At 64.9% G+C, this 16,299-nt stretch carries 19 protein-coding genes; 12 read left to right on the top strand and 7 right to left on the bottom strand.

All coding sequences use genetic code 11. The features are described 5' to 3' along the window. Window positions 1–60: 60 nt before the first annotated feature. Together ACH4DZ_RS18595 and ACH4DZ_RS18590 are read left to right on the top strand one after the other, a co-directional pair. Entirely contained in the window at window positions 61–1,452 is a 1,392-nt protein-coding gene (locus ACH4DZ_RS18595) for a Tat pathway signal protein (protein ID WP_398288217.1), read from the top strand. Between the two features lie 39 nt (window positions 1,453–1,491). Continuing rightward, entirely contained in the window at window positions 1,492–1,965 is a 474-nt protein-coding gene (locus tag ACH4DZ_RS18590; RefSeq protein WP_398288216.1) for a TrmO family methyltransferase, read from the top strand. Window positions 1,966–1,993: 28 nt separating this feature from the next. On the opposite strand, the gene ACH4DZ_RS18585 is transcribed toward ACH4DZ_RS18590, so the two are convergent. Then, window positions 1,994–3,178 (bottom strand): tyrosine-type recombinase/integrase, encoded by a 1,185-nt coding sequence (locus ACH4DZ_RS18585; RefSeq protein WP_398288215.1) that lies wholly within the window; start codon window positions 3,176–3,178, stop codon window positions 1,994–1,996. A 214-nt stretch (window positions 3,179–3,392) separates the two neighbouring features. Between ACH4DZ_RS18585 and ACH4DZ_RS18580 the strand changes: the two genes are divergently transcribed. The 8 genes from ACH4DZ_RS18580 (at window position 3,393) to ACH4DZ_RS18545 (ending at window position 7,911) form a co-directional block, all read left to right on the top strand. Then, on the top strand, window positions 3,393–3,866 hold the full coding sequence (locus ACH4DZ_RS18580; protein ID WP_398288214.1) for a hypothetical protein: 474 nt from the start codon (window positions 3,393–3,395) through the stop codon (window positions 3,864–3,866). Window positions 3,867–3,991: 125 nt separating this feature from the next. Beyond that, entirely contained in the window at window positions 3,992–4,933 is a 942-nt protein-coding gene (locus ACH4DZ_RS18575; RefSeq protein WP_398288213.1) for a hypothetical protein, read from the top strand. Between the two features lie 97 nt (window positions 4,934–5,030). Beyond that, on the top strand, window positions 5,031–5,660 hold the full coding sequence (locus ACH4DZ_RS18570) for a hypothetical protein (RefSeq protein WP_398288212.1): 630 nt from the start codon (window positions 5,031–5,033) through the stop codon (window positions 5,658–5,660). Continuing rightward, on the top strand, window positions 5,660–5,998 hold the full coding sequence (locus tag ACH4DZ_RS18565) for a hypothetical protein (RefSeq protein WP_398288211.1): 339 nt from the start codon (window positions 5,660–5,662) through the stop codon (window positions 5,996–5,998). The genes ACH4DZ_RS18570 and ACH4DZ_RS18565 overlap by 1 nt, the downstream gene beginning before the upstream one ends. Then, complete coding sequence (locus ACH4DZ_RS18560) at window positions 5,995–6,654, top strand: hypothetical protein (protein WP_398288209.1); 660 nt, start codon at window positions 5,995–5,997, stop codon at window positions 6,652–6,654. The genes ACH4DZ_RS18565 and ACH4DZ_RS18560 overlap by 4 nt, the downstream gene beginning before the upstream one ends. After that, the gene (locus tag ACH4DZ_RS18555; protein WP_398288208.1) at window positions 6,651–6,905 is read left to right on the top strand and encodes a hypothetical protein; all 255 of its coding nucleotides are present in this window, start codon (window positions 6,651–6,653) and stop codon (window positions 6,903–6,905) included. The genes ACH4DZ_RS18560 and ACH4DZ_RS18555 overlap by 4 nt, the downstream gene beginning before the upstream one ends. 68 nt (window positions 6,906–6,973) lie before the next feature. Next, window positions 6,974–7,303, top strand: coding sequence for a hypothetical protein (locus ACH4DZ_RS18550; protein ID WP_398288207.1), 330 nt, complete (start codon window positions 6,974–6,976; stop codon window positions 7,301–7,303). A gap of 77 nt (window positions 7,304–7,380) precedes the next feature. Next, window positions 7,381–7,911 carry an HNH endonuclease signature motif containing protein gene (locus tag ACH4DZ_RS18545; protein WP_398288206.1) on the top strand — a complete coding sequence of 177 codons (531 nt, stop codon included), beginning with the start codon at window positions 7,381–7,383 and terminating at the stop codon, window positions 7,909–7,911. Between the two features lie 105 nt (window positions 7,912–8,016). On the opposite strand, the gene ACH4DZ_RS18540 is transcribed toward ACH4DZ_RS18545, so the two are convergent. The 3 genes from ACH4DZ_RS18540 to ACH4DZ_RS18530 all read right to left on the bottom strand — a co-directional run bounded on the left by ACH4DZ_RS18540 (window position 8,017) and on the right by ACH4DZ_RS18530 (window position 11,770). After that, the gene (locus ACH4DZ_RS18540; protein ID WP_398288315.1) at window positions 8,017–10,794 is read right to left on the bottom strand and encodes a class I SAM-dependent DNA methyltransferase; all 2,778 of its coding nucleotides are present in this window, start codon (window positions 10,792–10,794) and stop codon (window positions 8,017–8,019) included. A 218-nt stretch (window positions 10,795–11,012) separates the two neighbouring features. Next, window positions 11,013–11,273 (bottom strand): hypothetical protein, encoded by a 261-nt coding sequence (locus tag ACH4DZ_RS18535; RefSeq protein ID WP_398288205.1) that lies wholly within the window; start codon window positions 11,271–11,273, stop codon window positions 11,013–11,015. A 68-nt stretch (window positions 11,274–11,341) separates the two neighbouring features. Further along, complete coding sequence (locus tag ACH4DZ_RS18530; protein WP_398288204.1) at window positions 11,342–11,770, bottom strand: hypothetical protein; 429 nt, start codon at window positions 11,768–11,770, stop codon at window positions 11,342–11,344. A gap of 184 nt (window positions 11,771–11,954) precedes the next feature. Between ACH4DZ_RS18530 and ACH4DZ_RS18525 the strand changes: the two genes are divergently transcribed. Both ACH4DZ_RS18525 and ACH4DZ_RS18520 read left to right on the top strand, forming a co-directional pair. After that, the gene (locus ACH4DZ_RS18525; protein ID WP_398288203.1) at window positions 11,955–12,368 is read left to right on the top strand and encodes a hypothetical protein; all 414 of its coding nucleotides are present in this window, start codon (window positions 11,955–11,957) and stop codon (window positions 12,366–12,368) included. 454 nt (window positions 12,369–12,822) lie between these two features. Continuing rightward, a complete protein-coding gene (locus ACH4DZ_RS18520; RefSeq protein ID WP_398288202.1) occupies window positions 12,823–13,791 on the top strand; it encodes a hypothetical protein in 969 nt (322 codons plus the stop codon). A gap of 60 nt (window positions 13,792–13,851) precedes the next feature. Here the strand turns inward: ACH4DZ_RS18520 and ACH4DZ_RS18515 are convergent, their stop codons facing one another. The 3 genes from ACH4DZ_RS18515 to ACH4DZ_RS18505 form a co-directional block, all read right to left on the bottom strand. Then, entirely contained in the window at window positions 13,852–15,645 is a 1,794-nt protein-coding gene (locus ACH4DZ_RS18515) for a hypothetical protein (protein WP_398288201.1), read from the bottom strand. 240 nt (window positions 15,646–15,885) lie between these two features. Further along, window positions 15,886–16,047, bottom strand: a complete 162-nt coding sequence (locus ACH4DZ_RS18510; RefSeq protein WP_398288200.1) for a hypothetical protein — start codon at window positions 16,045–16,047, stop codon at window positions 15,886–15,888. Further along, complete coding sequence (locus ACH4DZ_RS18505; protein ID WP_398288199.1) at window positions 16,047–16,289, bottom strand: hypothetical protein; 243 nt, start codon at window positions 16,287–16,289, stop codon at window positions 16,047–16,049. Before ACH4DZ_RS18505 ends, ACH4DZ_RS18510 begins: the two co-directional genes overlap by 1 nt. Between the last annotated feature and the right edge of the window lie 10 nt (window positions 16,290–16,299).

Raw genomic sequence — 16,299 nt, 5'->3', positions numbered from 1 at the left:
ACCCGCCGGGGCTGGTCGGTCAACGTGGTCAAAGATCGTTTTCGGGTGCGGGGGCGCAGAATGGCGCGGGAGAGAAATGAGCGGCTGGCCTCGCTCCTCCTGGAAGCTGGCTGGTCACGGGCGCTCGCCGCAGCCGCGTACAACCGGGTCGCCGTTGAGACACTGAACGGTGCGGTGCTGGAGAACTCCAAGATCGGACGCTCCCACGTGAGCATGTGGGTAGGCGGCGTCCAGCCATCAGGGATCGCTCCCGTTATCTTGTGCCAGGCGCTGTCCCGTCGATTGAAGCGTGAGATCACGCCACAAGAGATCGGGTTCGCAGCCGCCACCTCGCCAGCGCAGGAGGCGCTGGACTGGTGCGTCGATCCTCTGATCGCGCTGAGCGACTTGGGGAATGGCGTGAACACGGACCGGCGTCGACTACTGGCAGGGGGCGTGTACTCTGCGGCGTCCCTGATCTTGCCGGACGCGGCATGGTGGGAGGCCATGGCCGAGCCGCCGGCCGAGGAGACCTTGGCTCGGAAGCGGGTCGGCCATGGGGATGTCGAGACCGTACGGGAGCTGACCCTCGCGTTCTCGCGCATGGATCAACGTCGTGGAGGCGGACACGGTCGGCGGACCGTCGACGAATACCTGAAGCATGAAGCTCACGGCTTCCTTCGGGGACGCTTCGCCGACGACGAAACTCGGCGCGCCATGTTCTCTGCCACCGCCGAACTCGCCTATGTCTCTGGCTGGATGGCCTTCGACAACAGCGAGCACGCCATTGCGCTCCAGCGATTCAATATCGCGGTGAAACTGGCAGCTCGGTCCGGCGACGCGCCTCTGAGCGGGCACATCTTGCGAGCCCTGGCCCATCAGGCACTCGACATGGGCTTTCGTCACGAAGCTCTCCAACTCGCGCAGGCTTCGGTCCACGGACAGCGGTACGCGGCTGCTACCCCGCGGGAGCGCGCGCTCCTGGGTGTGGTCCACGCACGGGCTCTCGCAGCGAACCGCCACAGCGACCAGGCGGCCAAGGCCCTGTTGCGAGCGGAGGATGATCTCTCCAACGCACACGATGGGATCAAGGAGCCTGACCGGACGTTCTTCTTCGGGGAGGCGTCTCTTGCCCATGAGACGGCCTGCACGTTAAGGGACTTGGGCGATCACCAGCGGGCCGTGAAGGAGTTTCGCCGTTCCGTACGCACGCGCGGCGCTGCGTTCCGGCGCACGCACGCGGTCACCCTCGGGTACATGGGCGCGACGCAGATCGCCCAGGGCGGCGTCGAAGAGGCGTGCGCAACGTGGACCAGTGTCCTGGACGAGATGGAGGACGGGATCTACTCCGGCCGGGCCCGGCAGAGAGTCGTCGACATGCGACACCTGCTGTCGCCCTACCGCAAGCGCGGCATCCCCGCCGTGGGGGTGCTCGATGCCCGTGCGGCCTTGTATCTCGCCCAAGTAGATTGATCGCCAGCGTCCATACATTCGAGTCGAGGGGATGGACCCATGGCCTTGGAGATCAAGCCGATCGGGGAAGTCATCACGGGCCGCACCGAGGTAGCCGATGACTACTGGGGCGGCATTGAGTCCGTGATCCAGTTGGACGAGGCCGAGTATCCCCTCGACTCCGTGCAGGGCCTGGAGGAGTTCTCCCACCTGGTCGTGGTGTGGCACTTCGACCAGGCATCACCTGATGACGTCGAGTATCACGCCCGGAGCCCACGGGGAAACACGCAGTGGCCTGCCACAGGAACGTTCGCGCACCGCAACCACCGGCGCCCCAACCAACTGGCGCAGAGCTTCCCGCGCCTGCTGGAAGTCGACGGACTTCGACTCCGAGTGACCGACCTGGACGCAGTGGTCGGCACGAAGATCTACGACGTGTCGCCGTTCTTCGCCGAGATGGGCCCGCGCGGCGCGGTTCATGAGCCCGCCTGGCCTGGTGAGATGCTGGCCGACTACTGGACCGATAAGAGCTGAACGAGCCGCACGACAGTCCCTGGCTGGCTTACAACGTGTTTTTCGCCCCTGGCTCTGCCGTCCGCTGGCCATACATGGGGATCTTGGCGAAAGGGTCATGGTTTTTCTGCTGTGCCGGACGGACGTACACGCGACGAGGGATCGGGGACCCCTTCGCCCAGCGTCCCGCCTCCTCCAGTTCCTCGTCCGTCGCGCCGTGCTCGGCCAGGTCGGTGGCGCCGCCGGCGCGCAGGCCCTGGGCTGACACGGGGCGCCCGTCGGTGACCAGGCCCGCGTTCTTGAACCAGAGCTGGACTCGTTCGTTGACGGTGTGGCCGCGCAGATAGTCGCCTCGCACGGTGGCGGTCTTGCGCCGGGTTTCGGTGGTGGCGACGGTGCCGTCCTTGAGGAGATGGCGGAACAGTGGCCCGGTGGTGATGCCCTGGTCTTCAAGGTGGGCCAGCCAGCGCCGCATCCTGGCGACGAGGTGGAGGTCAAGCCGGTCATGGAGGGTCAGCGTCTGTTCCTCCTCTTGGTGCGTCTTGTCCTTCAGCAGCCACACGACGATCCGGTCGTCGAGGATGTTGAGGTCTTCGATGTCCAGGTCGGCGTCCTCGATTCGGCGGGCGAGGAAGCGGTAGCCGAAGGCGAACAGGGCGGCGTCGCGCCAGCCGATCGGGCGGTCGTTGGCTTCGGCGGCCGCCATCATCGGGACGAGGTACGGCAGGGTGATGGGGAACGCCTGCTTCTTGCGTGACGCGCGCTTGTTTTTGGCGCGGTAGTCCTTGAGGAGTTGCAGGTAGAGGCTGTTGTCGGGCTGCTTGCCCACGGGCATCGACGTGCGGATCAGGGACATGTAGTTGCGGATCGTGGCGACCTTGAGCTTCTGGCTCATGAGGTGCCGGCCGTACTCCGTGTACGTCGCGGTGGTGCAGGGGACTGCGACGCGGCCCTCCGTGGAGCACCACGCCCGGAAGCGACGCATCGCGGAGCCTCGCGGCCCCGTCTCGTCGCCGCCCGACTCGTCGAGGGCTCGTGCAGTCTCCTCGGAGACGTACAGGTCGCGCTCGGTGTAGCGCGGTCCTTCTGCGGCGGTGGGGATCTCCTCGCCGGGCCGCAGGACGGTGTTGTGGTCGACGTACGGACGGGCGGACGGAGCCCCGGTTGCCAGCGGCGCACCGTCCACTACGAGTTCGGCGTCGACGATCTCGACGAGATCCGTCCCCACGTCCATCAAATCCCCCTGGTCAGCGACACGTTGGGTCCAGAATACCGACGACAATCCTAGTTATCGTCGGCTACCTACGAGTAACTTGATATCTCAGAGTGCCACTTGCTTAAAAAGTCGGCACCCTGACCCTGAAATTTTAGATGCCAACCACTAGTTTTTTAGCTATGCAGGCAACTATCTTGAGGTAAGAAGCCACTTCAGGAGTAAGGGCGGGGCCGTGAGCGACGAGGAAGAGTTCGAGGCAGAGTTCGAGGGCGAGGCTTTCAATAGCTGGGCCGACCTCGATCAAACGGTGAGGGACCGTGGCGGCGTGCTGCGGGTCTCGATGCGGGATCTGCGCTACCTGTCCGGCTATGAGCGGCTGAAGGTGCGCGTCTTGGAGCAGATCAAGTCGCAGCTCACTGATCTCGGCATCGGGTTCCTGCCCGAAGACCTGCCAGGGGACCAGAACGCCTACGTGGTCCTCTATAAGACCGGAAGTGAAGCTGGCGCCGTGATCGACGCAGTTCGCAATGGCAGCAGCAGTCACCGCGCAGAAGCGGCGTTGCGCGAACTGAACACGGCCAAGAGCACCCAGGCCAAGCGCGAGTTCGAGCTGAAGACCAAGGAGCTGCACGAGCACTTGGCTGAGATCGAAGAGGCGGTCGTGGGTATGCGCGAGACGATCACGAGAGAGGGCGACGTGCTGTGAGTCCGAGCGTGTAGGGCCTCGGCGCCCGACCTCGGGCGCGTACAACTTGAGCACGCATGGCGCCCGTTGAGGCGCCGCATCGGCGGAGAGCAACCGCCGAAGACCCGAACCGAAAGGGATTCGTGATGCGCAGAAAGACTGACCTGCTGCTCCTCGCACTCGGCCTGCTCTCCGTGGCCTTCCCTCCGATTGTGCCCCCGCTGCTGGGCATCGTCGGAGGAGCGGTCGCGGGGGTGCTGTCCCTGTTCACCGTGGTGGTCGCACACCTGCCGCTGGCGTGCACGACTGCGGCCGGCGGCGTGCTGGCGTACGCCTTCCCGGCCGCCGCGGCAGCAATTTCGAAGTGGCTGTGTCGCGCCTTGGTTGCTTCCGTCGCTGCCGTAAGTCCCGCGCGCAGTCTGACCTGCGCTGTCACACCCCAGAGCCTGTGCCGTTCCCATGTGCGGCGCACTCCGGCTCTGCCGTCCGGCGGAGAGCAACCGCCGGAAGACCCGAACCGAGAGGTAAGTGACGTGACGTTCCGCGTGACGAAGGGTGAATTCGAAGCCCTTCAGGCCCGGCTCAAGGAGGGCCGGAGCCCCGCGGCGACCAAGCCGCGCCCCGCCCGCCTAGCGCCGCCGCTCGGCCCACCCGCGACGCCAGATCCCCCCGACCTGGCCACGGCCATCGGTGCCTTGCCGGGTGCTGGCCGCTCCTGGACGCTGCTCATGCCGTACGGCGACCTGTTGACCAGCAACCAGCGGCTCCACCACATGGCTGAACACAGGCTGAGGAAGCGGCTGCGGCAGGAGGCTGCGCTGACCGTTCGGGGCCGACGACTTCCGAGCCTGGAACGGGCCGCCGTGTACTACGTCCTGCACCCGAGGCCGATCAAGCGCAAGCGGGACCCGGGGAACTGGTCCCCCACCGCGAAGGCGTACGTCGACGGCCTCGTCGACGCCGGTCTCCTCCCTGATGACAACTCCGCCCACCTCCTGGGCCCCTACCCGGAGATGGGAGCGCCCGTGACGACCGGCGGCGCTCGCTTGTCCCTCGTCGTGGTGGAGCTCGCACCCGTGCCCTCCTGATCTGCGGCGATACAGCCGGGCGTAACAAATTCTGCGATCCGACGTAAGTGACCGTGAGGGCTTGTACCTCGACCACCTACCAAGGAGATGCCCCTCCATGAGCACCACCTCCGCCATGCCCGCGGCCGTCGTCCAGGCCACCGAGGCATTCGTCCGCGGCGGCGAACACATAGCCCCGGACGTCCTCGACCTGCACCTGTCCGAGGTCGCCGACAAGGCGTCGTGTTCCCTGCTGCGCGACCGCTTCCGCAACGACTTCCCTCATGCCGCCTACCACGAGCTGCTGTCCACGGTTGCGGCCCTCCGCTCGGTACTCGGCTTCTCCCCGACTCCCACTGCCGCCGAAGTGCTGGCCTGGCAAGACCGGCAGCGCATCGTCTACGCCGAAGCCGTAAGGGGGCCGAAAACGCAGTACCCCGTGGTCTTCGTCGACGGGCCGTACCGAGGAGTCGAGATGACTCTCGATGGCCCGGCGGAGCCGTACCCGAACGCAGACGACCCCCTCGGGCACCTGGCAGACGGCTGGATCGCAGGCCCTCCCGCCTTCATCCCTCTGCCGATCATCTGGGGAGACACGGAGCGGCTGGGCCACGGCAGCGTCCGGTACAAGCGCGGCTACGCCCCGGACTCCGAAGGCCGGTGGCAGTTCCGCGTTCGCACGGATGACCCCGCGCCGCCGGAGGGCGCCCGCCCGAACATCACCGTGCCGGCAGCACAGGAGATCTGATGGCGGCCACGTTCGAGGACCGGGCGGCCAGGTTCGCCGACTGGATGGAACCGATCGAGAACCCCATCGTGGACTGGCACAAGGTCTACATACGCCTCCAGCCCCACGCCGCCGAATCGCTCGCCCTCGCTGCCGGATTCCCGATCTTTCCCGTCCCGCTGCCGTTCACCACGATCAAGGTCCGCGCCGAGGTTCCTTGCCCCGCGTGTGGTCAAGGCCGGGTCTCGCGCAACTGGCGCCTGGGAAGACGCGTGCTGATCGCCGGTTCGGGGTGCTGGCGGCACGTCTTCGTCATGGCGCCTCCGCTGCCATACCTGCGGATGGAGGACCAGGCGTGACCGCGCTGGCCGTCGAGCGGCCGACCGCGGTATGGGCCGGGCGGATCATCGTGCGCGCGGCGGGCCGGATCGCCCTGCACGTCGCCGTAGCGGGGGCCACGGTGCCCACAGCGACGATGTTCACGGTGCCGGTGGAATGCCACCCGGACGCAGAGTCCGCCCCGGGCGTACGGCCCTGGACCGGCCCTGTTGACGAGGAGCGGTTGTGCGCATCCTGCCTGCGGGCGTTGCGCGGCGAGCCGGAACCAGAGCCCGCCCGCACCATCCCCACGGGCAAGGCCGTCGCTCTGCCGGACCTGGGAGCGGACGGCCAGCAGCGCCGCCTGCTGCGTGCGGTTGCGGATGCACCGACCTACACCGCTCCGAACCTGCCGGCCGAACACCGCGCGCGTCCCATCCGGTGGTCGGAGTGGGGCACGGCACCACAGCTCTCGCACTACTCGTCCGCCTGCGACTGGTGCGGTGACGCCGGGCCCTGCCTCATGGCGGACGGTCGCCAGGGCAACCCTCTCGTGAAGGACAACCCCCTGCGTTGGTTCGTCGCCTACCGCTGTTCGTACTGTCAGGAGATGAGCGTGTACGAGCAGACGGGCGCCGCGGACCTGTCTTCGATCGCCCACTTCAAGCCCAAGTCCCCGAAGGGAGCCCGTACGTGAACACCACCGAGCCGTCCGCGAACCTGCTTCGACAGGTCGCCCTCACCGCGTGCGGCCGCAGGCCGGGCAAGACCCAGTCCTGTGACTCGTGCGCGCGTAAGGCCCCGGCCCTGCTGAACATCGCCTCCACAGGCGCGGCGGACGCTCTCGCGGCCGCGATCTGTGGCAGCCAGGGCGGAGCCTGCGCCGACTGCCACAGCAAGGCTGAAGCGATCATCAACGAGACGGCGGAGACGTTGTGCGACGCCTGAGCGGAGAGATCGGCCCCCGATCGTCACGCCTCCTCCTCCTTGGAGAGCTGCTGCCGCTGGAAGGGTGGATGAACGTGGAGCTGCACTGCCACCTCGACGGTGTCGGCCCCTCCGACCGGCACCCGGACCTCGCCCAGGTCCTGGTGTCGGTGCCCCCTCCCGAGGAGCCCTACGGCATCGACCCGCGGGTGGAAGCCCTCGCCGACTACATCAGCCGCACCATGGAGCTGGGCGCCGGCATCGACGAGATCGACCGGGATATCCCCGGCCGCAGCGAGCAGTACCGCTACCTCGCCGAGGCCCTGATGCCGTGGCTCCGCGGCGCCCCGCGGCGGGAGCTGAAAGACGCATGGGACCGCGGATACGAAGCGGCATCCGCTCCGACGATCACCCCGTGAAAGAGTTCTCCCCAGGGGGCAGTTCACTGCCGCGTCGGTGAGGGGAAAAGGCGATGGGGCGACGACGGCGACGGTTCATGATCTGGGAATGGCTGACCGTCTTGTCCGCCCGCGACGGAACCTGCCTCTACTGTGCCAGCCGATCCCAGACAATGGACCACGTCATCCCGTTCTCGGACGGTGGCGCAGATGACCTGAAGAACCTTCTGCCGATATGCCGCCCATGCAACCGGACGAAGGGCAAGAAGAACCCAGTCGTCTGGCACGTCGCCATGGACCTGTGCCTGCGCTGGAGTGGCGAAGGCTCCTTGCTCGACGGAGCGACCTTGCACAACAAGAGCCTGCGGGAGCTGTATCTGCTCACCCACGCGCAGGTCTTGGAGGCCCTGGACGAGCTGGAAGAAGTGCAGGCCGAAGTTATCGACGCGCGGCGTACGGCGTGGTTCCAGCGAAAGTTCGAAGCCTACGGTTATCCCTCTGCCAGGTTTGGCGTCCCCCGGGCACGAACTCAGTTCGACAAACTCATTAGCGAGGGCAGGACCAAGGGGTACCCGTCAGTCGACGAGGAGTGGGCGGAGGTCCTGAAGCGACTCGAAAGCGGACGCTGACGGTGGGTCGTTGGGCAAGCGCCCCAGAGCGTCGTGACGTGTTCGGGGCGCCGGTCGCAGCCGCCCGCCCATCCTTGTAGGGCAAGCGGCCGCGAACGCTCAACTTCAGGCCAGTCGCACGCTCTTGCTCCACACACCTGTTTCCTGCAGTTTGGAGCGAATCTGGTCCAGCCGTTTGGCGACTGCTGCAATCTGGCGTTGCCGTTCCAGATCCGGCTCCCCATTGCTATCGACCGGAACCTCAATGGTCAATTGTGCGACCCTCTTGGTGTACAGCTTTGCTTCGTAGAGGTACCCTCCTTGCGCGATTTTCTGCGAGAGGGCCACAGCTAGGAACCCGAGGTCAATGTTGTGCTCCGGGATCGCCTTCGCATCGGCCTCGTCGCCCCCCTGGGTCTCTTCGTCGCCAAGCTGCATTTGGCCGCTTTCGCGCTCGCGGGGCCAGGGCTGGACGATTACGACATCATCGGTCATGACACAGTTTGCTTCGCGATAAAACACCGTGCCAACCGCTGATGCTCCCGTAGCCATGACCGTCACTGACGGATAGGGCTCCGGGAATACCCCCCGTTCCCTAAGCCAATCCTCGTCGATCCGTCCCTTGATTGTCTCGGGTCGCGTGAATACCGAGTACACAGGGACTTTCCCGGGGTGGTCGCGAAGGTCGACGTTGCGGATTCGAACCCCAGACCGCACTTGGAATCTTTTGGAATCCGACAGGGCGAAATCTTTAGTATTTCCCGACCGCAGGCGGTCTAGCTCCTCTTTTGCCTCTCCTAGTTCTGCGATCACTTCGTGGAGTGTTTCAGTTGCCAGCTCAATGAACTGACTGCGTTCAATCGTGTCTTTCCGCTCTCCGAGTTCGATGTGTTCTGCATCCGTCCAATGGCGGATTACATCCCATCGCTCATCGGGAGCGAATTCATTCGGCGGGACAATTTTCGCGAAGGAGCAGTCGCTGTACGTCGTAGAATGGGTGACCTTCTCGTCCGTACCGTCGCTGACGTAACGCACGAACAGATTAGCCAAGGCCGCCAGATCATTTTCATCGGGAGTGGGAACCCTCTCATAGTCAAGGGTCTCACCGATGCTGCGTGCAATTCCGCAGAAAACGGGCGGTCGAGATTGACTCTTAACCTTGCGCTTCTCAAGAGCCAGAATATATGTCGGCTGCGCCGTGTTGAAGAATGCATTTCGGGGCAGCTGGATACTAGCCAGAATATTGCACTCTCGAAGTAGCTCTTTCTTCATCCTCTGAGCCGTACGATTGAGCAACCCTAGTGGAACAATTACGAAGGCTCGCCCCCCAGGCTTGAGCGCCCCAGAGATGTAGCGAAGGAACAAGGCCTCTACGCCGAGACCTCCGGTGTCGTAATACTCATTCAGGTAAACGCCATTCTTCTGTCCAGTGACGTGCTCGATCTCCTTGCGATAGATCGAGGACCCTTGTGTCACGTAGGGAGGATTCGTGAGGATCACGTCTACTGCTTCCCTGGGTGGATAGAGCAATCCACCCAGGGTTTCACTGTCATCCATCAGGATGAAAGTGTTCACCAGGGCTTGATTCAGAGCCTCTGGTGTCGTGTGTGGATCACGCACGAACTCGGCAAGGTGTAGCAACATATTCGCCTTGGCCAGTATGTTCGTCGAGGCATCCACATCGATACCTACGAGTTTGACGCGCTGTTTCGGATCGCCGTCAACGAAGGAGACGTTACCCGGCAATGCATCTGAGAACAGCAGGGGTTCGAGCAAAAATCCACCGACGCCGGCGGCAGGGTCGAGCACAACGGAGTTCTCAGGCAAGGCATTTAGCTGAGCCATCTTGACCATTGGCTTCACAATATTTCTGGGCGTAAAGAACTGCCCCAACCTCTGCTGCCGCGCTGAACGCTTCAAGAAGGTTTCATACAAGCGCAATTTAAATTCTGGATCAATGTTGGTGAGGGCGCCAAATTTTTGAAACTCCTCCACGATTTCGCAAAACGTTCGGTTATACGATGATGTGGTGGTGGTCTCGGAAGAGCGTAGAAACGCAAACCCGTTGATGATCGATGTGTAGGAGGTGATCGTGGCGAGACCGAAAATATTTCGGACGCTCTCGTCGTTTACCAGGAGCCGTTCAGCAAAGATTTGTTTGATTCGCGGGCGGATGCTGTTGACGTAGTACTCGATCTGTGTGCATCCCTTGCTGCGCTTGAACTCGTCCGGTGTCGACAGCAGCACGTCGAAACGATAGTCAGCTGGCAGTGCAGTGAGCGGGAGGTTATCTGACAGGAACTTCAGCATGAAGAATTCTACGAAGGTGAGAAGGCAGTCCTTCGGCTCCGCCTTCGTCGCCATCCAAATAATCTGCCAGACGGTTTCCGAAAGGGGGCGCGGATCGCGCTCCACATCAGATTCTCCCCGATATAGATCAGAAAGCACGGAGGGCGTGAAATCCCTCATTTCGGGAATCTCGATGATTTCACCCGCCGCTGCCGAAGCTGCCGCGTCGATATAGCGATAGCGCTCACCATCGGTTGTCAGTGCCAGTCGAACGCCCATTGCCAAGGCGCCCACTACCGCCTGCTCGGCTGCTGATAGTTCATCTTCGGGCTTACGGAGTCGAGATTTACTCTTCCACTCAGCCACCGCAATGGGGATGGCGCGGCCCGCGACGCGATGCACATACACATTGTCGGGCTTGCCCTGGCTCGCCTTCTTGGGTGCTTTATAACGCTTGCACGGGAAGGCCACTGCGCTAGCCGGGGTGAAGTCCAGACCCGCTGTCGCCAACTTTGCGACTGTCGTGGCGCCGAGCTCCAGTACTTCGAAGTCGCCAAATCGCTTACCCCTCACCCCGTCGGACTTGAGGTATCCCTTTTGGGCAAGCTCTTCCATACTCACTACATCCACCGTCCGCTACGCCCGCGCTGTGGTCTACCACTGCTCGGGAAGTCACCAGAGCTCAACCAGCCAAACTGTACTCACGTAGCGTCCCACGGGCCGCACGCTGTGGTGATCCGGTACCGATCGTCAGCTGCAGGTGGAGACTTGAGGGTTGCTCGCCGTACTCGATGATCCATTTATGACGCCTACGTGACTGCTCATGGCGCCGCTCATCGGCAGACTTCCGAGCGGCGCGCGTCACGAGCCCGCCCCATCCCGGCGCGTGCGATCTCCTTGAGAGCCACACGGGCGGCCGGGGTTCCGTCAGGCGTTCTCCAGAAGGCCTGCCCCGCGATGCGGCGGGACAGCTCCAGCAGGCGACGACGGGCGTCCGTCTGTGACCTGGCCGAGTCGCGGGCCAGCTCGTCATAGGCGAGGTACCAGGCTGTCTGATCCTTCAGAAGATCATCGGGGAAGTGGTCATGGTCCATGCTTAGAATAGATCACATGTTCGATTCCTGAAGCAAAAGCGCAGCCCGCCGCGTGTGGCGCGATGGGTCTAACTCATGCCTCGGCGGATTTCTTCGACGAGGATGCCGTCCTGTTCGCTCAGTCCGAGGTCGGCCCACGAGGCGCCAACGGCAGCGAGCACCTCGGCCATGGTGGCCCTCCCGGGGAACTGGGCTTCGAGAGCATCCAGGTCGCCCGAGCGCTCTGCGATGCGTTGCATGGACGCCATGTGGGCGGCTTCGGCCGCAGCCGCTTCGTCGACCCGCGCACCGGCCTCCTCCATGGCGATCCGGGCATCAATCGCGTCCCCTTGAAAGACGTCGAAGGCCATGCTCACGATCTCCGGCACATCCAGATCAGGCCGCTCGGCGTGGATCTGGCGAAGTTTGCCCTCCAGGAGGAGCACGGAACTCTCCGGCAGGATCTCACGTGCAGTTTGCAGGATGCCCCTGAACTGGGCGTCGAACTGGCTCGTCATACCGGGCAATTTAGCGCCCCGGCGCGTTCACGGCGGACTCATCAGCGCACCCGCCGCGCGCTCAGTGCCCCACTAATCGCCCAGTCGTACGGGATACCCAGTACGCGACGCTAGGAAGCGGGACCCCTCACAGTGCGCGCACCTGCCCACACCGCAGGGATTCGCGACTTAGGAGGACCCTCCCATGACCCAGTGGACCCCGAAGCTCACCAACGTCGACGGTGCAGACGGTACGTCCGGCTCTGGCCATTACGTCTCCGCCGGTGGCGCCTGCACGTTCACCGCGATGATCGTCGCCCACAAGGAGACGACGTCCAAGGACGGCGCCGGGTTCGGCCTCACGCTGCCGGTGCCGGCCAAGAGCGGCGTGCGCCTCACGTTCCAGCTCAGCTACGACGGCCGCGACGCTGACAACGGCACCAGGACCGGCGAGGCGCTGATTTACGCCGGTTCCGACGGCAAGCAGATCGACCGGCTGCGGGTGACCGGCACCTCCAACGGTGCGGCGCTGCAGAACGTCAACTACATGTACGGCGACGCGGAGGGCGCGAAGGAGGCGGAGATCATCACCGTCACCGGCTCGTATCCGGTGGCCTGAGTCAGATGTAGAAGGGCCGCCGGGACCCTCGGGTTCCGGCGGCCCTTCCGCGTTCCCGGGAGCTACGACAACTGGCACCTGCGGCAGGTGACACTGCTGTCGAGGAGATCTGCGCAGACGACGCACTCCTGGTCCCCGTTTCCAGAGTCGGCGACACCGCTCAGGTTCACCCCGCACAGGGCCCAGTTCGGCTCGCAGCAGTAGGTGTGAGCGATCGCTGTGCCCGTCGGCGTAGCAGGCTTCATATCGTGGAGTTCGCCGCGGGCACGCGCGACAACGGTTCGAGTGGCCTGGTCGAGGGCTGCAAGGAACGGGTCCGACATGGACGCGAGAGTAGCGCGGCGAAGGGCGATCAAGACCAGAGTGAAGCCGTTTGATCTTCGGCTGGCGGGGAGCCTGCCGGTGATGATGAAAGGCTGGAGCGCGACAGAGGGTTGGGTCATAGTCTGTGTCCATGGCGCGCAGGTACTCGGAACTGACCATCAAGCTGCTTTTTGGCTCAGCATCGTACTGCGCCTACCCCGGGTGCACCGAGCCGCTGGTGTTCAAGGACAGAGGTCGGCTCACTGTGGTCTCGCAGATCGCGCACATCCGGTCGGAACAGCCAAACGGGCCTCGGCATGAACCGGGTTACGAACCGGTCAACGGCTTCGAAAACGTTCTGCTGCTCCGCGGCAAGCATCACCCTCCGATCGACCAGCACGAATCCGAATACTCGGTTAACGAGTTGGAGGAGTGGAAGGCTGCCCAGATAGCCCAGGCCGGACACGTTCTACCTGCCGGTGAGCTACCGGAGATTGTCGCCGCTCTGGAGGAAGCGGCGCACGCCCAAGAGCGACGAACCATTCTTCGCGCAACGTGGGACTCGTTCAGCCGCGCCGCCCTCCCCTTCTGCGATCACGCCCAGGGAGCCCTTAGTCGCGATCCCATGCACCTGAACGAGCAAATCGTCAGGGATCGGCGGGCGTTCAACGGAACCATGGCCGCCCTTCAGCGGGAGAGCCCTCAGGACATGCGCGAACTCGCAGTCGCAGTCCGCGACTGCTGCGACGCTCTGATCCTCCATGCCAACATCTATGGGCCAGGTTGGATCGCCTGGCGCGCCCTGGACGACGCCAGGACTCATGCCCCTCCTGAACGTTCCTGGGTCGCGGCCTGGGCACAGAACCAGCTCGGCATCCTCATTCGAGCTGCAAGCGCGGGAGTTCCGGCTCCCGAAGCCACTTACGCGGAAGCGGAGACTGCCCTGTTGCAGGTTGAGGGTCTAACCCCAGTTCACGTGCAGGCCCTACTTGAGGACGCCAGTCGGTTGGAGCCGCGCATTACGGCAATAGCCAGCCTCAACACCGCACGTGAGAAGTTCTACGAGGCCCTTGAACAGTTCGAGACGAGCGGCCTGGCGCATCTCGCTATGGCCCCGTAGACGTGGCGGGACGCGCCCGCGAGCATCGGAGAAGCTGCATCTCAGCGCGAGGACGAACCTTCAGTTCAGGAGACCGCGGCGACGCGGCTTGTTCAAGGGCTCGGGCTCGTACAGGGCCAAGAGCACGGCTTCCGCGCGGTCCGGCGACTTCATTCCGCGGGCTTTCATCGCCTTCTTGCTCTCGATCTGGGTGTAGCCGCTTGTCGTGGACAGCAGCTTCGGCGTGGAGAGCTGCGCGGCCGCCTTCTTGTCGACGTGCAGGCGCAGCCGCCCCCGGCCGGACGACGGGTCGGGCTGGAGCAGCGACCTGGTGGCAAGCCACATCTCGTCGCGCTTGCGCCACGGCCGCATGACGGCGCCCGGGTCGTCCTGGCTCGGGGACTCCGAGACCATGACGCCGACGATCTGCGCCTGGTGCCGGCCGGTCTCCGCCCACCGCTCCAGCATGGAGACGACGCCGTGACCGATGCCGTTCTGGTCGACCTTGACGCGCACGGGGTGCGGGGAGTCCAGGGCATCGGCGAGGCGCTGCGCGGCGTGGATCTCCTCCAGGACCTTCTCGGCGACGTTGACCTGGCTGTCATTCGCGGCGCCGGCGGATGCGTGCCGGAACTCGACCGCGTCGCCGACCGAGCGATACACGGTGAATTCGTCGCCCCCGTCGGCGGCGATGTCCACGCCGAGCCGGACCCAGGCCCCATCGCGGACGGTGTGCCCGGCTTTCTCGCCTTCGAGGCCGAGGTCACATAGCCGGTGCCAGCCGTCTCCGGCCGGGTCCTCGTAGGACATGGCGCCATCGACCCAGGTCGGCGGGATGGCGATGCCACCGCCGCCCTTGGGGAATCGGGCGAAAACTTTGGCGATCACGTACGGGTGGTCTTCGCCGTACGACCGGATGGTGCGGTCCACCCAGTCCTGGTCGGGCATGTGGTCGGCGAGGGAGTGCCGGGCGACGCCCGCGGGGCAGTCCGTGCAGTACGGGGCGTGCTCTCCGGTGATTGCCGGGGAGTCGAGTGAGGAAATGGGGATGGTGACGGTGGTCGGCTCGTCGGCATCGTCGCCTTCGAGGCACAGTTCCTCGAACCAGCTCGCCGGATCGTCCATCGCCGGGTTGCCGATGGCCAACATCGCGGCGTGCCCGCCGGTGAGTAGGTTGTTGGTGCCGTGGCCGATCATCGGGGCGATACCGCCCGCCTCGTCGACGATGAGCAGCAGGTGGGGCATGTGGATGCCCTGCATCGCTGCCTCGTCGTTGGCAGGCGCGGAGAAGCCGTAGGCCGCGACGAAGTCGTTGCCGTACGGGTCGGGCATCTTGTACTGGACGGTGTCGCAGTACCCGGGCAGGCCGGCACGGGGGACGACCTTGCGGATGTGCGGCCAGAGCTGGCGTTGCACCTGCCGGAACCGTGTCGCCGTGGTGATGGCCAAGGCGGTGCCGACGGGATAGACGTTGGTGAACCAGACGGCGGCGCGGGCGGCCAAGTGCGTTTTGCCGACACCGAATCCGGCCGGGACGGCGACGCGCTTGTGATCAACGAGCGCGTCGAGAACGGCTCGTTGCTTGGACCACAGGCTCTCGCCGAGGACGTCCTCGACGAACCCGGACGGGGAGTCTCGCCAGAGCCCGTAGAGGGACCCGGTGGCCCTTTCGACTTCCGTCATGATGACGGCGCGTTCGTGGGGTGTGAAGTGCTGCTTGAAGGCGTTGCGGCGTTCGGTGGGCGGCATTCGCAGAAGCCGGTCGGCGATGTCGGCGCCGTCGCGTGAAATGACGCCGGGGCGGGCGTGCTGCAGCTTGGACGCCGAGGGGGCCACGCGGGTGCGTGTCGGCTGCTCAGGCTGCTTACGGGACATGATCAGGACGCTGCCGCTCGGGCCGGGTTTGTGTCGCGGTCTGGCCGGGGGCCCATGCCCTGACACCCCGACCAGACCGCGTGTTCCGGCGCGGTATGACGAACACGGCCATCTCTGCTGGCCCTTGCGCCGGAAGCCTTTTCGCTCAAGGCCCGCGCGCTCGGGGGGAAGGTCGCGCGGGCCTCGGCACCATGTAGTACGTCGGAAGTCAGATCTTGTTACACCTGGCGTCGGGGCCGGTCAGATGCCGTCGTAGATGCCGCCGCACCCGGTGCACTCCCAGGCCGGGCCGACGCTGTCCCCTCCGTGGTACTCGTGCACGGGGCGGAAGAACGACTCACCGCAGCCGCACGCGTCGGGGGGCCGCTTGAGTACGTAGCCGTCGACGTAGAAGTCGCCCATCACGGCCGCGCGAAGTCGTCGGCGTCTGCGGAGGCCGGGCTGTCCGCGACGCCGCCCAGGAGCACAGCGTGCTCATCGTTGGCCCGACGCACGGCTTCGAGGATGATCCGGGCCTCGGCGACGGCGACGGCGAGTTCATCGGCCTTCAGCCGGTACCAAGGAGTGGCCTGGGCGCCGGCGGCGGCCAGGACCTCACGGCGGGTCTCGTAGAAGTGGCGGGCCAGGGGCAGAAGGCCGGGCATGGTCGTCGTG

Source organism: Streptomyces sp. NPDC017991, from assembly GCF_044328075.1.
Classification (GTDB): domain Bacteria; phylum Actinomycetota; class Actinomycetes; order Streptomycetales; family Streptomycetaceae; genus Streptomyces.
The sequence above is the reverse complement of the archived record's forward strand: the minus strand, read 5'-3'. Positions and strand labels throughout refer to the sequence as shown.

Bases quoted from the DNA above. Each gene is read 5' to 3' on its own strand.
- ACH4DZ_RS18595 (WP_398288217.1), top strand. From the start codon at position 61: ATGGCGCGGGAGAGAAATGAGCGGCTGGCCTCGCTCCTCCTGGAAGCT.
- ACH4DZ_RS18590 (WP_398288216.1), top strand. From the start codon at position 1,492: ATGGCCTTGGAGATCAAGCCGATCGGGGAAGTCATCACGGGCCGCACC.
- ACH4DZ_RS18585 (WP_398288215.1), bottom strand. From the start codon at position 3,178: ATGGACGTGGGGACGGATCTCGTCGAGATCGTCGACGCCGAACTCGTA.
- ACH4DZ_RS18575 (WP_398288213.1), top strand. From the start codon at position 3,992: ATGCGCAGAAAGACTGACCTGCTGCTCCTCGCACTCGGCCTGCTCTCC.
- ACH4DZ_RS18570 (WP_398288212.1), top strand. From the start codon at position 5,031: ATGAGCACCACCTCCGCCATGCCCGCGGCCGTCGTCCAGGCCACCGAG.
- ACH4DZ_RS18565 (WP_398288211.1), top strand. From the start codon at position 5,660: ATGGCGGCCACGTTCGAGGACCGGGCGGCCAGGTTCGCCGACTGGATG.
- ACH4DZ_RS18550 (WP_398288207.1), top strand. From the start codon at position 6,974: ATGAACGTGGAGCTGCACTGCCACCTCGACGGTGTCGGCCCCTCCGAC.
- ACH4DZ_RS18545 (WP_398288206.1), top strand. From the start codon at position 7,381: ATGATCTGGGAATGGCTGACCGTCTTGTCCGCCCGCGACGGAACCTGC.
- ACH4DZ_RS18540 (WP_398288315.1), bottom strand. From the start codon at position 10,794: ATGGAAGAGCTTGCCCAAAAGGGATACCTCAAGTCCGACGGGGTGAGG.
- ACH4DZ_RS18535 (WP_398288205.1), bottom strand. From the start codon at position 11,273: ATGGACCATGACCACTTCCCCGATGATCTTCTGAAGGATCAGACAGCC.
- ACH4DZ_RS18530 (WP_398288204.1), bottom strand. From the start codon at position 11,770: ATGACGAGCCAGTTCGACGCCCAGTTCAGGGGCATCCTGCAAACTGCA.
- ACH4DZ_RS18525 (WP_398288203.1), top strand. From the start codon at position 11,955: ATGACCCAGTGGACCCCGAAGCTCACCAACGTCGACGGTGCAGACGGT.
- ACH4DZ_RS18520 (WP_398288202.1), top strand. From the start codon at position 12,823: ATGGCGCGCAGGTACTCGGAACTGACCATCAAGCTGCTTTTTGGCTCA.
- ACH4DZ_RS18515 (WP_398288201.1), bottom strand. From the start codon at position 15,645: ATGTCCCGTAAGCAGCCTGAGCAGCCGACACGCACCCGCGTGGCCCCC.
- ACH4DZ_RS18510 (WP_398288200.1), bottom strand. From the start codon at position 16,047: ATGGGCGACTTCTACGTCGACGGCTACGTACTCAAGCGGCCCCCCGAC.
- ACH4DZ_RS18505 (WP_398288199.1), bottom strand. From the start codon at position 16,289: ATGCCCGGCCTTCTGCCCCTGGCCCGCCACTTCTACGAGACCCGCCGT.